The 15,280-nt window shown below is 40.4% G+C and carries 11 protein-coding genes and 2 pseudogenes; 1 reads left to right on the top strand and 12 read right to left on the bottom strand.

Annotated elements, in window-relative coordinates; translation table 11 throughout:
* Nucleotides 1-66: 66 nt before the first annotated feature.
* Nucleotides 67-1,488 carry a MocR-like pyridoxine biosynthesis transcription factor PdxR gene (pdxR, locus tag MHB72_RS03950; RefSeq protein WP_216921201.1) on the bottom strand — a complete coding sequence of 474 codons (1,422 nt, stop codon included), beginning with the start codon at nt 1,486-1,488 and terminating at the stop codon, nt 67-69.
* Nucleotides 1,489-1,624: 136 nt separating this feature from the next.
* Here pdxR and MHB72_RS03945 point away from each other — a divergent pair, with 136 nt between their 5' ends.
* A complete protein-coding gene (locus MHB72_RS03945) occupies nt 1,625-2,512 on the top strand; it encodes a DMT family transporter (RefSeq protein ID WP_145645325.1) in 888 nt (295 codons plus the stop codon).
* A 199-nt stretch (nt 2,513-2,711) separates the two neighbouring features.
* On the opposite strand, the gene MHB72_RS03940 is transcribed toward MHB72_RS03945, so the two are convergent.
* The 11 genes and pseudogenes from MHB72_RS03940 to MHB72_RS03895 all read right to left on the bottom strand — a co-directional run bounded on the left by MHB72_RS03940 (nt 2,712) and on the right by MHB72_RS03895 (nt 15,050).
* Nucleotides 2,712-2,987, bottom strand: coding sequence for a DUF5655 domain-containing protein (locus tag MHB72_RS03940; RefSeq protein ID WP_268461749.1), 276 nt, complete (start codon nt 2,985-2,987; stop codon nt 2,712-2,714).
* Nucleotides 2,980-3,633, bottom strand: coding sequence for a hypothetical protein (locus MHB72_RS03935; RefSeq protein WP_254122232.1), 654 nt, complete (start codon nt 3,631-3,633; stop codon nt 2,980-2,982). Before MHB72_RS03935 ends, MHB72_RS03940 begins: the two co-directional genes overlap by 8 nt.
* A 20-nt stretch (nt 3,634-3,653) precedes the next feature.
* Complete coding sequence (locus tag MHB72_RS03930; RefSeq protein WP_216921203.1) at nt 3,654-6,527, bottom strand: DEAD/DEAH box helicase family protein; 2,874 nt, start codon at nt 6,525-6,527, stop codon at nt 3,654-3,656.
* A 177-nt stretch (nt 6,528-6,704) separates the two neighbouring features.
* Nucleotides 6,705-7,463 carry a class I SAM-dependent methyltransferase gene (locus MHB72_RS03925; protein ID WP_039073293.1) on the bottom strand — a complete coding sequence of 253 codons (759 nt, stop codon included), beginning with the start codon at nt 7,461-7,463 and terminating at the stop codon, nt 6,705-6,707.
* Between the two features lie 162 nt (nt 7,464-7,625).
* On the bottom strand, nt 7,626-7,748 hold the full coding sequence (locus MHB72_RS03920) for a PhrK family phosphatase-inhibitory pheromone (protein WP_011197633.1): 123 nt from the start codon (nt 7,746-7,748) through the stop codon (nt 7,626-7,628).
* The gene (locus MHB72_RS03915; protein ID WP_216921206.1) at nt 7,745-8,857 is read right to left on the bottom strand and encodes a Rap family tetratricopeptide repeat protein; all 1,113 of its coding nucleotides are present in this window, start codon (nt 8,855-8,857) and stop codon (nt 7,745-7,747) included. Before MHB72_RS03915 ends, MHB72_RS03920 begins: the two co-directional genes overlap by 4 nt.
* A 248-nt stretch (nt 8,858-9,105) precedes the next feature.
* Nucleotides 9,106-9,954, bottom strand: coding sequence for a PRD domain-containing protein (locus MHB72_RS03910; RefSeq protein ID WP_095292935.1), 849 nt, complete (start codon nt 9,952-9,954; stop codon nt 9,106-9,108).
* Between the two features lie 29 nt (nt 9,955-9,983).
* Complete coding sequence (locus MHB72_RS03905) at nt 9,984-11,450, bottom strand: glycoside hydrolase family 1 protein (protein WP_145625451.1); 1,467 nt, start codon at nt 11,448-11,450, stop codon at nt 9,984-9,986.
* A gap of 5 nt (nt 11,451-11,455) precedes the next feature.
* Nucleotides 11,456-13,321, bottom strand: coding sequence for a beta-glucoside-specific PTS transporter subunit IIABC (locus MHB72_RS03900; RefSeq protein ID WP_216921209.1), 1,866 nt, complete (start codon nt 13,319-13,321; stop codon nt 11,456-11,458).
* A gap of 254 nt (nt 13,322-13,575) precedes the next feature.
* Nucleotides 13,576-13,680: pseudogene (locus tag MHB72_RS22820) on the bottom strand (hypothetical protein); the annotation flags it as partial.
* Between the two features lie 256 nt (nt 13,681-13,936).
* Nucleotides 13,937-15,050, bottom strand: a pseudogene (locus tag MHB72_RS03895) (MrcB family domain-containing protein).
* Nucleotides 15,051-15,280: the final 230 nt, after the last annotated feature.

Here is a 15,280-nt window from a genome sequence, read left to right as displayed (position 1 = left end):
ATAATGTATTTAAAATCCTTTTTAAGTTTAACAAAAATAAGAATAAATATTTTCAACTCTTGCACATCAACCAGACAGCATTTTAATCAGTCCGCTTAATTGCGTAATCCCTTTCTTCAGGTCTTCACAGGAAGCAAATGCATATGACAGCCTCATGTAATCGCCCCTTCCCTGCCCGTATATGGCCCCAGAATTAAAGAGAATTCCTTTTGAAAGTGCTTTGGCATAAAGAGTTTTCATCGATACCGGCGGCAATATCTTCAGCCAAATAAAGAAGCCGCCTGCTGGAACGCTCCATTCCGCGAGTCCTTCCAACTCTGTTTCTAACACATGCAACACAAAGCTTCTTCTTATTTTTAGTTGTTCTCTCACGTTTTCCAAATGTTTCTGGTAAAGCCCAGATGTCAGCCATTCGGCTGCGACTCTCTGAGACAGTGAACTCGAGCCGTAGTCCGTCTGCATTTTAATATCTGATAAACGTTCAATGACCGGCTCCGGGCCGACGATCCAGCCGATTCTTAATCCCGGGCTCAACGTTTTCGAAAAACTGCCAATGTATAAGACGCGGCCGTTTTTGTCCATCGCTTTCATTGGAGCAGGCGGCGGTGCATCAATCCATAATTCGCGGTATATATCATCTTCAATGATAGGCAGGTGCTGTTGTTCGCTGAAAGCCAGAATCTCTTCCCTCCGCTTTTTGGACATTAACACTCCGGTCGGATTTTGAAAACAAGGGTTGGTGTACAAAATGGCTCTCGTCCGCATGTTTGGCGTCATCTTGATGCTTTCTGGCATGAGGCCTTCTTCATCCATTTGCAATCCGGCCATCCTCATTCCCGCAGATTGAAAGACATGCAGCGAATAAAGGTAAGACGGCTGATCAAGAAAAACGGTTGATCCGCTTTGCAAAAGCCCCATTGCGATTAACTGCAATGCTTGCAGCGCGCCAGAAACGATTAAGATGGAAGACGGGGAAGCATGGATGCCGACCGTTTGTAAATAGCTGCTCAACGCCTCTCTTAAAGGAAGATAACCTTTTGGCTCCTCATACCCAAAGGCATCCATGTTATGAGCAACCTTCTCCATCATCTCCTTCATAATGTCCAGCGGAAACAATTCATTTGAAAGTTCGCCTTTGCTGAGCTGTATCAATGTTGAATTCGATTCAGATTGATTAATCTCCTGAACCGTTTTCCGGCTGGGCTGCTGGAATCCGGCTGCCACGTATTTATCCCAATCAGGGGTCGAATGTTTGGCCAACAATGTCCATGTATTGTTTATAACGATCGTGCCTTTCCCCATTCTGCCTTCTATTAATCCATCGGCTATTAATTCTTCCAAAGCTGTAATCACCGTGCTTCTGTTCACAGCGAAATGTTTGGCCAATGAACGCTGACTCGGAATTTTGGTGCCGATCGGCCATTCTCCATTTGCAATCTTCTCTTTTATAAATTGAATGATTTGTTTGTATTTTGGCGCGCGGGGCATAAATGGATCTCCTTTTATCGATAAGTGGTTGGGTTTATATTCTCAAAACTGGTTGAAGCCATTTTACCAAACGTCCATTAAGATGGATACACACATTTAAACCGGTTGGTTTTTTTAAAAAGGAGATTGAAAAATGATGAAGAAACAGAGGATGTACATCATGTTGTCATACTGCCTGATGATCGGCTTTTGGGCTTCGGCTTTTCCGGGGATTCGAGTCGGGCTGGAGGATTATACGCCTCAGCACCTCACATTGCTTCGGCTGCTGTCAGGTTCTTCGGCTCTAATATTGCTGGCTGCTGCCGTCCGGATGCGCCTGCCGGAAGCAAAGGACATCCCCATCATTTTGCTGCTCGGTTTTTTAGGATTTTCCGCTTACCACACATTGCTCAATCAAGGCGAGGAAACGGTCAGCGCCGGAATGGCAAGCCTCCTGGTCACGACAACGCCTATTTTTTCAGCATTGTTAGCGAGGCTGTTTTTCGCAGAACGATTTGGTGCAGCGAAATGGCTCGGATCAGGGATCAGCTTTTTAGGCGTCATGCTTATATCACTCGGCGTCGGAAACTTTGAAAACACGGCGGCTGGGGTGTTGTTCATTTTACTGGCCGCGATATGTGAAAGCATCTATTTCGTTTTTCAAGAGCGCTACATTCAAAAATACGGTTTTATCCCTTTTGTTTCATACGCGATTTGGGGAGGAACCATCCCCATGCTGTTCTTTTTGCCCGGGCTATTCGAAGAGCTTTCTCATGCTTCCATTCAATCTACTGCAAGTGTTGTTTATTTAGGATTGCTCCCTACAGTTGTCCCATATTTTGCGCTTGCTTATATCACCTCGTACAGAGGATCTTCAGAGGCCGCGATTTCGCTTTATTTAACGCCAGCCGCAACACTTTTCATATCATGGGTATGGATAGGCGAAATTCCCGCTTTCCTATCACTTGCCGGGGGAATCATAACGATAGGCGGCGTACTGTTTACATACAGAAAAACGAAAAATACCATTTGCAAACTCGAATAATTTAAATCTGCTTATCTCCCAAAAAACCGGAAAGGATGTCCGGACCCGGGGGCATCTTTTTTCAATGGAATGGGCGTTGCTTACGAAAACGAAAATTTTCTAATGGATGCTGCACGCTCGTTTCATCTTTTAATCGATCAGTTGTCAGGCAAAGAATGGTTTCACATTAGAAAAAAGCCTTTTTATATGGAAAAGGCTCTTAAACTTTATTTTTCTCATAAACTTGTTTAACCAAATCAACGATATATTCGATATGTTTTTCATCATCGATTTGAATTTCATAATCACCGTTCCCCCAGTGGCCGGTGTTTGCGACATCCCTAAATAAATCCATGGGATCATCTAACTCGCCTCTTTTGGCATTTATCCAAATTTTTAAGCCCTTTTTTAAGAGAAGAACGTCTACCATGTTACGCTTATGAACAGTAAATGTGATATACAGCTTTGTTGCTTTGACAGATATGTTGTCACCCACATTTAAAATCTCTTCTTTTTAACTGCTGGTATAGATCAATCACCTCATCAGGCTTACGGACTAGATGATCTTCTTCTGTGAAAACTTTGATTTCCCTGCTCACTTGTTCAATTGCTTCACTTTGATTCGAAATTGTGTTTATCGACCCTGATGCCCCATTTGGTCTGATAGGATTCATTTGTAGCAGGTCATTTTCATACCTTTTGATTTCCCACAATTCCATCGGCAAATCTCTAAAATTAATGGATTCCTTTTGGTGTGTAGTAAACTCAGGCGAAATAAAGATGACCCTTGATTGCGACCAATCGACACTGTTCCTTTTTAAAAGCTTCTCTTGATTTTCATTATATTCAAGAATAAAGTCAGCTTTATTATTAAGCATGATGGACAGATAAGCATAGCCTTGATCTATTACACTTGAATATTTCTTGTTTTTATATTCAATAATAACAAACGATTGTGTCTGGTCATCAAATGCTAGCGTATCAATCCGAAATCCGGCGACTCGAAACTCAGAGGCAATGAACTTGAGGCCTAATAATTGCTTTAAATTTTTTTCACATAGGTGCTGTATGTCTTTTTCTTTCTCAAACGGTATTTCCCGGATTTCTTTCATATCTTGATGGTGTAATTGAAAGAGATTCATGGCTGCGCTCCTTACCTTCATTAAGAATGAACAACGTCATTTTCTAAAAGCATCCTCTTCAACAATCCGCTCGGTTTATTCGCGCTGTCTGATAAACAATTCATATCACCCATGACAAGGAAGCTGTCCTTTGCCCTTGAAACCGCGACGTTTAGAAGGCTTTTATTGGCGTCTATAAAAAAGCAGCCGTCATTTTTCCCGTACACCGTCGACATGATGATGACCTTTCTTTCGCCGCCTTGAAAGGTATGGACCGTTCCTACGTCGATAAACGGTTTAACATCGGGTGATAGCGCACGCTTGATGATGCCGACTTGCATTTTAAAAGGGGTGATAATGCCAATGAGACTTTTTGGATCATCTTCATGATATGCATTTCGGATGTTGTAGAATTGCTCATTGATCCATGTGGCGATGGCCCTTGCCTCTATTTCATTATATCGGCTGCCCGCTTTTTTGCTTGACTGGTATGAGTCAACCTGTATATGACCAAGAGGTGGAATCGATAATTGAACAAGCGGATTTTTCTTATCCTCTGCCGCTTTACCTCTCATTGGCTCAAGTTTTCCTCTATACACCAGATTGTTGCAGTATTCAATAATTTCATCATAACAGCGCCTATGTTCGCTCAAAAACAAACCGCGTTGCTGATGTTTTTCGTATTTACAGCTTTTGCACGCTACCCTCATCACACTAGATTCTGACGTATTCAAGCCGAGTTCGCGAAGCTTCTCAAACTGTTCGATCGAAGTAATAACATCATTTGAAAGAGCTAATGAAATATCCAATGTTTCGTTGATATTCCACACCGGTTCAATCTGATAAACATCTCCGACAACAACTGCCCGTTTCGCAAGCGAAAATGAACATGCCGCAATCTCAGGAGTCACCTGTCCTGCTTCATCTACGATTAGTAAATCAATATAATTGTAGAGAAAATGCTCCTTCCCATTGTTATAGGCCAGCAGCATTCGCGGAAGCTGATAAAAAGTCATCACAAAACAAGGGGTCAACATACTTAAATTTGTATAAAACTGATTTAACACATTATCGAAATTTGTGCCTCTTTGTTTTTCCGACAGTCTTTTCTCTAAAAGCCATCTGCACTCATAGTAATGAACTGCTAGCCAAAAAGAGGCGTATTTTATGGTTGTATCTAAAAATTCATTCGCCTTATCTAAAGAAGAAAATGAACCAGGATATTTCTCAAGAATGTTCAGTGATATAAGTTCCACCATTAATTGTTTATATTTTGTGTTCAATTTGCTGACTTGTTGGTATGTCGCATCGATCTGCTTTATTTTTTCTCTCGTCTCTTTTGCTTTTTCGCTATACAGAGAGAGAATTTTATCGAGATTCATTGACTCATCAATAAATTCTTCATCCGGCTGAATAAAATATCTGACACGACTGACTAATTTGCTCTTGAAGAACGGCAGAAACTTGAATAAGCGAACAAAGAACGGCAAGTTTGAAAAGTGCGTCTGCCACTCTTTTATTCTTTGTTGTATCGATTGAAACGTGCTTTCCCACTCGGTTTTTTCCTCGGTCAATTGCGTCATGTATGTATCTAAAGAAACGCCTTTGGGAGCTATTTGATCATATTCGGAGAATAAGGATAAAACTTTTTGTCTGATTTCTTCAAGCGCTGTTAACCGATTTGAAATCGTTTGCTCACATTGCTTAATATCAGTATGGTTTGTTTCAAAATATCGACTGCATTCTTTGAGCATCTTTTCGGTTGATCGCTCAATGTTCTCGTTGCTTTCAACTTCGTCAAAAAAGTTTTCTCCCCGAGGGTTCGTATATTGAAATCCTTTTTCTTGCGCCTCTTTCTCCTTGCTGCCGGACGGAAAATAAACAGCAAAGCTGTCGACTCCTTCGATCCATCGCTGCTCTAAATGATTGTTTTCCCATTTTGGTTTAATCTTTCCGAATGATTCAATAATATTGGTTACTGCCTGATTGTTTGTTGATGAAGCGACAATGACAGGAGGATCTTCCTTTTTTAATGCTCGTTCGACATAAAGATTGGCAACGAGCGACTGCAATAACGTCGTTTTCCCCGTACCCGGCGGACCGTTGACTGCAAGAATTTCTCCATCTTCCATATTGTTGAAATGGTTCAGGCACTCCCTTTGCGATGGCGACAAAGGATATTCCCCGCCCATTTGTCCGACATGCTTCTGCATTTCTGACATCCGGTTTGGAATAAGCGGCGATAAAGAAGTGAATTTTTGGTTGATAAAATTTTGATAAAGCTGCAGATGATTCGGCTGGCTGGATAAAAGGTGATCATATAACTTTAATATATTTCTGGTTGCATTGATGGAATCATCCTTAAAGATATAAACATTTTTCTCTAATTCTATTTCTTTAACTGTATTTGAAGTTATTTCGGTTTCTGTAACTGACTCATACATATCTTTTGCAAACTCAAAATAGCTTTTCCAAGTGAGGTTGCTTTCCAACCTCTGATAATTGTTGCTCATATATTCATCAAAGTCATTGACATAGCCGATCGCAAGCTCTTCGTCAATGATTGGATGAAGATGCTCTCTCGGAATCCATGGATATTTGTCTTCTGAAGGCAACAACATACCATTGGCAGTCAAAACTGCCGGGATATAAAGAATGCCGGTCATATCTTCAATATTTGTCTCAACCCTTTGCTGCACGTCGAATTTCGTCTTGATCGTCTTTGCCACAACGATAACATCGAGTTTACCGGAGACATTTTTGTGGTCTGAAAGTACCGCGTAGTACTTACTGTCTATCTTTCCTTGTATAAGGCTATTCAAATCTGAAATCATAAAACGACTGTTTTTAAAGTTGATTTTTAGTTTCGCAGCGACACTATCGCGAAAATACTTGGTTACAGTTTGGGATGCCATCGCTTTTCCTCCTGATGTGTAAAAAAACATGATACTGGTAATAACATTAAGTAGTAACAATTATATCCTAAATGAATATATGGATAAATAACTGGCTTTACAAAAATATAGGAAAATAAAAAAGGATGTCATCATATAATATGAGACACCCTTCTTAGGCAAATCTTTGATCAAACTCTAAATCGCTTCCGCTAAAATGATAAACCGGTACTGTGTGACATCAAAATAACCCTTTTCTTCAATCATTTTATGAATCGCGTACAATTCATCCGTGTATTGATCCACTTCAAAACCGGGCGCCTGCCAGGGAATGGCTTTTAAGTAATAGACCAGAGCCCCAATATCATAAAACCTTTGAGTCGGACACTCTTCCCTGCTTTTCAAAACCTTAAAATCATGTTTTTCTATTTCTTTTAACGCTTTTTCCAAGTTCCAGTCCTTAAATTCTTCATTTAGCGGCACACCAAGTTTTTCATTGATTTCTTCGCAATCATGCCCGCCGACTTGCTGAGTGAGAAACAGTCCTCCTTTTGAAAGGATTCTCCTCACCTCTTGTGCTGAATATGACTCGTGTTTATTGATGACCAGGTCAAATTGGCCGGATTCAAATGGAAGATCTTCATCATCATCAATTTGGACGACCTGAACCCCTAAAGGCGTCAATCGTTCCTTTGCAACTGGCACATTGGGCAAATAGCATTCAGTAGCGTATGCTGACGAAGGAAACGGCCCCAATTTCGATAAAAACTCTCCGCCGCCTGTCCCCATATCGAGCATGGATTTGGAATCTTGAATAAGAGACAGAGCCATGCTTCCGTATGACCATGAAAGCAGGTCGCTTTTCATTCTTCCCGTATCGTCAATGAAAGAAAAATCCCAGCCGCTGAAAGGCTTATCTGCGTGTTTTAAATATGAAAGAAATGTTTTGTCATTCATAGTATCCCCCTCCAATTTTAATGTTTAAATATGTTTTAAACGATTGGAGGGCCTCTCGCGAATTTGGAAGGTTTTTATATTTCATGCTCTTGTAGATTCACTGTAATCGCACCCCATTTCATGGCTTTAAAAAAGAAGCCTGTAAAAGGACTTCAGCAAATATTAACCTCCAACCGGCAGCTCAGCTGTTTGAACGCCGCCTGACGCCTGATTGTGGCTTTGGGATAAAGCAGCTCCGCCTAAGACCATAGCAGTTAACGATAAGCAAAGAATCAATTTTTTCATGACAATACCTCACTCCCTAATGATCTCATTTTGTTTTCGGCTTTCATGAATATTTTAACAAATTCCAGCGCTTCCTTGAAATCTCCTTTTTTCTCAAAATAGCTTGAGATGAGCAATGAAAGGTCACAGACACCGTCTAAATCATTCATCGCGTCCAAGGAATCGATGTCGTCTTTGATGCTTTTAACGTTTTCATGGCAATAAAGCTCATACATAATATTTATTTTCTTTTCATAATGCTTATTCCCGTTTTTCTTTAATTCCTCCTGTCCTTTTTTATAATAGAACAGGGCCGCTTCTGTTTCGCCGATTTTGAAAAACTCTCTGATCAGCATGTAAAGCGAGTTGATATAGTAGCTTGACTCGCACCATTCGGGGTTGCTCAACGCATGCTGGACGGCGAGAATGCATTCCTGAGACCGGCCGGAATTGGAATACAGAATGCTGATATTGTGATGAAGCATCGCCTCTAAAAACGAATCGTCGATCTTTTTGGAAATTTCAATCGATTCTTCGAAATACTTCTCCGCATCTTTAAAGCGCTGCATCTGCATGTAATTTGTCCCCATCACAACCTGGGATATCGCCAGCTTTTTTTCGTACCCGTCATGCATTTTGTAAATATTCATCGCGTCTCTCGCATAATTGAGAGAAACCGCATTTTGCCGGAGAGACATATACAGCCATGACACTTTAAAATAAAACTCGGCCGCTTCCATCTGATCGGGCACCTTCGCCAGTTTTTTTTCGGCAACCTTGTACAGGCTGATCGCCCGCTCAACATTCTTGTTGTACGCTTCATGCATCGCCTCAAAAAAGTAGAAATAGTAATCGATCATATGATCCGTCTGCTCGATGCACTCGATTTGCGAATCATTAAAGTAAGACTCCCGCGGCAGCCGCTCTCCCCTCGCATCATAAAGCATCATCCGATACCGCTCCTCAAGAAGCGAAAAATAAGCCAGCACATTCTGATCCTCTTCCATCTCGGAAAACATCGACTTCGCCTCTTCAAAAAGATGCTTTGCCTGCTCAATATCATGCTTTTTAATTGCCAAATGGAATTCGTTCAACACCCCCGCAACCACTTCTGAAGCGACCTTGCTCATGCCGAACCCCCTCTTTCTCTTTAAGATTGTTCTCTATCTGTAAAATGATCTTATCACATGTGTAAATTTTTGTAATGACCTTTTGTCAATTAGTGATATGTTTTTGTCAACAATTGAAAAAGCCTTTTGTTGTCAATTTTAACTGTTGGTATAGATCAATCAACTCATCTGGCCTATAAACAGAAATGCTCCTTCTTTTTCAAAAACAAGAAACCACTCGCCTTCCACAAAGGCAAGTGGTTCTTCATTTATTTTAATTGCTGATAAGAAATCAAGCGATGAATATGGACTCCCAAGTATGTTAGTTCATCGTTCGGAATGACGATTCCGTGTACCTGTTTGATATAATCTTTGATTTTGAAAGCTACATCCATTGCTTGCGGATATAAATTTGCAATTTGCTCAAACAATTCATTCTCCTGATCTGCCAGCAATTTATCAGCGTAAAATCTTTCAACAAAAAATTTAACGTGTGTGATAAATCGGCTGTAATGGATATTTTCTTGATCCCATTTCATATTTAATGTGTACCGGACAAGATTGACAATGCTCCCGATCATTTTTGCATACTTCATTCCATTTTTTGATTCTGTTTCTTCACCTAATGCATTAATTAAGTGGAACGCAATATTTGCCGCTTCCTCTTTCGGTAATTGGATCCCTAGTTTTTCATTGATGAGCTGCAGTGCATAATTCCCTGCCTCAAACTCTTCTGTATAGTAGTTTTTAATTTCCCAGTAGACGCGATTCGTAATATTGATGTTCTTTTTATAACGCTCTACTGCAAAATTTAAGTGATCCATTAATGTGAAGTAAACGCCGGAATTTAGCTTTGTTTTTAATTTTTCTTCTGCATAATGAACAATTTGCTGTGTCAATTCAATAAATTCTTGCGGTATTGAATCCAACAGTTGAAGAAATTCTTTTGCCTTCATATTGTCTACTGGCATAAACACTTGATCAGCTTGTTTTTCTTCAATCATATGCCCAGGTTTTCGTCCGTAACCGATGCCTCTGCCGCATAAAACCATCTCCTGTCGGTTCTGATCTTCAGCCAGTACCACACTCGAGTTTAAAACCTTTTTTATTTTAAACATCGCCATCACCTTTTCATGAATGCGGTTTTTTAGTCTAATACTTCTCCATTTGACTCGATCACTTTCTTATACCAGTAGAATGAATCTTTACGTGAGCGCTTCAATGTCCCGTTGCCATCGTCATCTTGATCAACATGGATAAATCCATATCGTTTGGACATTTGAGATGTTCCCGCACTAATAATGTCAATGGATCCCCAGCTGGTATATCCGAAGAGATCTACACCTTCTTCAATGGCTTCTTTCATCTGACGGAAATGTTCTCTGAAATAGTTAATACGATAATCATCATGGATCGATCCATCGCTTTCAACAACATCTTTCGCACCCATGCCGTTCTCCACAATAATGAGAGGTTTTTGATAGCGATCATACAATTCAATGAGCGAAATTTTTAAACCGACCGGATCGATTTGCCAACCCCAATCTGTTGAAGGCAAATAAGGGTTTTTCACACCGCGAATCGTATTGCCATCTGTTTTTTCCAGCCCTTCTTGTGCAGATTCTGTCAGGGACATATAGTAGCTAAATGAAACGAAGTCTACCGTATGTTCTTTCAAAATGGCAAGATCGTCCGCTTCCATCTTAATATTGATATTTTTTCGTTCCAGCATGCGTTTGATCAATGGCGGATATTCGCCAAACACTTGAACATCTGCATAGAAATAGTTATCAAGGTTTTGCTTCAGTGCGCGTTCGACATCATTCGGATGACAAGTGTGCGGGTAAGTCGTAAGTTTCGTTAGCATACATCCCACTTGACTTCCGGGAATGATGCGATGACAATCTGCAGTCACAAGAGCGGATGCCACAAATTGATGGTGCAATGCTTGATAAACGGTTTCTTCTACCTTCCCCTCTGGACAGCGGTCAGGAATGATTCCCGCTGTAATGAAAGAATGGCGATGTATACTGTCAATTTCATTAAAGGTAAGCCAATATTTCACAACATCTTTATAGCGTTCAAAACACACATTGGCGAACTTCACAAAGAGGTCGATCACTTTTCTTTCAACCCATCCGTTGTATTTCACACTAAGTGCTAATGGCATTTCATAATGTGACAGAGTCACGATCGGTTCAATGTTATGTTTTTTCATTTCTTGAAACAGACGGTCATAAAACTGAAGACCTTTCTCGTTCGGCTCAGCTTCTTCCCCTGTCGGGAAAATTCGGCTCCATGCAATCGATATACGCAATGTTTTAAAACCCATTTCTGCAAAAAGAGCCAAATCTTCTTTATAGTGATGATAAAAGTCAATGCCTCTGCGCTTCGGATATTTTTTTACGTCCGGGTCTTTCATTGCGCGTTCAATGTTTTCAGAAGTAACAGCAAGGTGTCCTTCGTAATCTTCTACACTCAAATTCGAACGGTACATGGCAATATCTGCAACAGACGGTCCTTTTCCATCAACATTCCAAGCTCCTTCTGCTTGGTTTGCGGCAATCGCACCGCCCCATAAAAAACCTTTTGGAAATCCTTTTGTCTTTGTCATCATGATTACCCTCCTAATTGTGTAACAACCATCAACGTATCTTGACGATTGACCTCTTTTAATTGCGTTACTTTTATATCATATTGATCCGTATTCGTAATAACTGCTAGTGTAACTGGATCATAACCTGCTTCTTTAATTTTTTCTAGGTCAAATTGAATGAGCAGATCACCTGCTTTGACTTTGTCTCCTGCTTGCACCAATGGTTTAAAGAACTTGCCCTCTAGCTGAACGGTGTCAATCCCAATATGGAAAAGAACCTCAACTCCGTTTGCTGTTTTCATGCCGAGCGCATGATTTGTTTCAAAGAGAAGTGAAATCTCGCCATCTACCGGTGCATATAGTTCACCCTTTGAAGGAATAATGGCAATTCCTTCTCCCATTACCTTTGAAGAAAATATGTCATCTTCTACATCAGATAGTGAAATCATTTGACCGATGACTGGACTTTTGAATGTCTCATCTGCGCCAAGTTTTTCAGCGAAAACACCTTGCTCTGCTTCTTTTTCCGTTTCTTCTGTCTTTCGATCTTTTCCTAAAATAAAGGCGGCAGCAAAAGCAACAACAAATGAGATGGCAAAACCGATAACTGCAAACATGAAGTTGCGTGGAAGCTCGTCAGATATAAACATCGACATACTTGCAAGACCAGGTCCAACAAGAACAAACGCTTGAAGTCCGACAAGTCCAATGAAGATTCCGCCGATGAAAGAACCGATCATGACACTGCTAAGCACACGTTTATTTTGCAGTGTCACCCCGTATAATGCTGGTTCGGTAATGCCAAAGAATGCGGAAATCCCTGCAGAAATGGCAGTTGAACGAAGCACTTTATCTTTTGTGCGAAGGGCAATTGCGAAACACGCTCCGCTTTCAGCGAGATTGTGTGCAAGTGACGCAGGCAAGTAGAGTGCTTCTTTTCCGAGATTGCCCATTGTTGTTACAGCGTACGGCACCATCGCTTTGTGCATCCCTGATGCGACCATAAATGGAAGGACTGCTGCCAAGATCGCAACCGCAACCCAGCCCACTTTGTCAAACATAGCAAGGATGAGTGCTGTGAAGCCTTGCCCTGCTGTAAAACCGATTGGTCCCAGCAACAGGAGAGTGATCGGAACTGTCATAACCAAAGACATCATCGGTACGAAGAAGATACGAATGGGTTTTGGCGAAATACGAGTAAACCATTTTTCCACCTGTGCATACAACAGGACAGATAAAATCGCCGGAAACACCTGATAGGCATACGCAATATTTTTCACATCAAATGAAAATAATTGAGCGCCTTCTGTCAGCATAGCCGCCATGTTTGGCAGAATAAGAGCGCCGACTGCCGATAATGCAACAAGCGGATTCACTTTTAATTTATTGGCTGTCGTCACGGCTACCAGCAATGGCAGGAAGTAAAGCGGCGCATCACCAACCATATTTAAAATTTGATACGTTTGCCCTTTGGCATCCATTAATCCGAATAACGAGAAGAGGAGGAGAAACGATTTTAAAATCCCTCCACCCGCAATGGCGGGAACAAGCGGTTGAAAAACACCAACAATGAAGTCTAATAGTACAGTCCCCGCTTTTCGCTTTTCCTTCGGCTGATGGGAAGACCCATTTTGTCCAGAAAGCGCCCCGCCGAGAAGGCCGGTCAATTTCTCATAGACTTCAATGACATCGTTTCCAATTACAACCTGGCATTGGCCCGACATACGGACAGCGATGACACCTGGTATTTTCTCAAGTGCCGGTACATCCGCCTTGTTTTGATCAATCAGCGTAAAACGGAGTCGTGTCGAACAATGCTCCAAGTGGGCAATATTCTCTTTACCGCCTACATGCTGCAATACGTCGCTTGCTGTTTGTGTGTAATTCATTGTTTCTCCCCCTTTTCTGAAACATGAGACCTATATTTAGGCAATAAAAAAAGGACCTAAACCGACAAATTAAAAAATTTATCGGTTTTAGATCCTGCCTGCATGACCAGTCACATGTCTAATTTATCAATATTGGATTTGATTAAAGTATATATCGGTTTTATGAAAGCGTCAACATTTATTTTGGTTTTTTGGTAAGAAGGAAATTTCTTGGTCGAATGGCCTACGATTTATTTCTAATAGCGATCATGAAGATCTTTAAGCACCCGCAAATTGCGCGCCAAGGTTACAGGGTTACAAGACACATAATCTGCACGCTTCGGCTTTATCTCAATCATCGTTCGCAGCAAAGCATTATCCGACACAGTTCATCAAGCACGAGAAGTAACGAGCACATTCTAATTTTCTTTCTTCTCGAAAAACATTAACTTCGTCTGTTCAATATATATGCTTTTTAATTGCCAAATGGAATTCGTTCAACCCCCCGCAACACCTCTAAAGCGACCTTGCTCATGCCTAACCCCTGTTAATCTATTATTAAAATGATCTGTAATAGCCTTTTGTCAATTAGGTTAAACAGCAAAAATCCTTGGTACGCTTGACCAAAGCTTTAATCTAAATATTCGATATTTCATATATTCGTTTAAGTTCTGAAAAAGTAATTTCAATTCCTACCTTTTTTAAGTGATCCTTACGCTGATCATACAATTTTTTCAACAGTTTTTCCTTCTCCTCATCTTGACCATAATGAATAAGACGATGACAGTGTGGACATAGGCTTACCAAGTTTGCCAGTTGATCTAAGTCATATTTGAATCCCTCTTGCTTGGCGATAGGGACAAGATGATGACATTCAACATAGTGCTTGTTGGTAGATTTAGAGATAAAAGTTTTGTGGGAATAATCAATTTCACATGTATAGTTTGAAAGCCTCATAGCTTTTGAGGCAAGACTTGCATTTCTTGTCCATTGCCTTTGACCACCTTGACTAATGATAGGTTGCGGACGTTCTCTTTTGATTGATTTCATATCCGATATTCGAATTCTCAGATATGATGAAGGTTTGAGCCGCTATCTGATATTCCTCTTCGTTAACCCGGTCTTCTAAAAATTGGCCGTCTTCCTGCAACAGAATAAAATCATTAAACTGTTCTATCGATCGATGTCCAATAAGACCTTCTATTTCTTTGTATGTAACTAATAAGGCTTGTAAATCGCTTATAATGTCTTCTGAACTCGGAAAATTCCTTACATCATAAAAACGACCACATACATGTCCTAACTCATATCCCCTCGCAAGATCACCTTCACCCTTTAAATCGATATTTGAAAGATTCATATTTTGAGGTATGGTATTTAGTATTTCTCTAATAATAAAAGCTGTTTTTTGGATTTTGTCCCTACCTATTTTTGTTCCATGCTTTTCTTTAAAGTAGGTCCATCCTTGATTCAAACTAACATAAACACCGCTTCCATCTGCACTAAATAAGTAAACAATATAGTAGCCCCTTGTCGCCGAAGTCGTTAAGTTCTTTATAAAAATTGAAACCCAAGGAATCTCAGCCCAACGGCCAATTCCAACAGAAACTGCTACATGATATATATTAGGATCTAAGTCAACAACTTTAAAAAGATTATCCTTTATTTCATGACAAATAAGGCGTGACAAAGGGTGCCTCTTAAACTCCTCATTTTTTGCTTGTTGATATGTTGATAAAACGCGCTTCATTTGTTCATTAATCGTTAGTTGGTTCAAGATTTTATGTTCTATTTTGATACACCTCTTTATTCAGTAGGACTTTATGCAAGAAATGGAACATTCATATAACATTATAAGCCTCTCCTAGGTTGGAGAGGCTTATGTTTTTAAATTTTTATTTATCTTTTTTGACGAGTACAGCCACACACTCCACATGTGTTGAGTTGACAGTGAATACAAAACAATAAAACTTGGAGTAG

This window comes from Bacillus sp. FSL K6-1284 (genome assembly GCF_038002625.1).
GTDB lineage: Bacteria > Bacillota > Bacilli > Bacillales > Bacillaceae > Bacillus > Bacillus paralicheniformis.
The sequence above is the reverse complement of the archived record's forward strand: the minus strand, read 5'-3'. Positions and strand labels throughout refer to the sequence as shown.

What these genes read in the sequence shown, in the direction of transcription:
- MHB72_RS03935 (WP_254122232.1), bottom strand. Translation starts at nt 3,633, where the DNA reads ATGAATCTCTTTCAATTACACCATCAAGATATGAAAGAAATCCGGGAA.
- MHB72_RS03925 (WP_039073293.1), bottom strand. Translation starts at nt 7,463, where the DNA reads ATGAATGACAAAACATTTCTTTCATATTTAAAACACGCAGATAAGCCT.
- MHB72_RS03915 (WP_216921206.1), bottom strand. Translation starts at nt 8,857, where the DNA reads ATGAGCAAGGTCGCTTCAGAAGTGGTTGCGGGGGTGTTGAACGAATTC.
- MHB72_RS03910 (WP_095292935.1), bottom strand. Translation starts at nt 9,954, where the DNA reads ATGTTTAAAATAAAAAAGGTTTTAAACTCGAGTGTGGTACTGGCTGAA.
- pdxR (WP_216921201.1), bottom strand. Translation starts at nt 1,488, where the DNA reads ATGCCCCGCGCGCCAAAATACAAACAAATCATTCAATTTATAAAAGAG.
- MHB72_RS03920 (WP_011197633.1), bottom strand. Translation starts at nt 7,748, where the DNA reads ATGAAAAAATTGATTCTTTGCTTATCGTTAACTGCTATGGTCTTAGGC.
- MHB72_RS03945 (WP_145645325.1), top strand. Translation starts at nt 1,625, where the DNA reads ATGAAGAAACAGAGGATGTACATCATGTTGTCATACTGCCTGATGATC.
- MHB72_RS03905 (WP_145625451.1), bottom strand. Translation starts at nt 11,450, where the DNA reads ATGACAAAGACAAAAGGATTTCCAAAAGGTTTTTTATGGGGCGGTGCG.
- MHB72_RS03930 (WP_216921203.1), bottom strand. Translation starts at nt 6,527, where the DNA reads ATGGCATCCCAAACTGTAACCAAGTATTTTCGCGATAGTGTCGCTGCG.
- MHB72_RS03900 (WP_216921209.1), bottom strand. Translation starts at nt 13,321, where the DNA reads ATGAATTACACACAAACAGCAAGCGACGTATTGCAGCATGTAGGCGGT.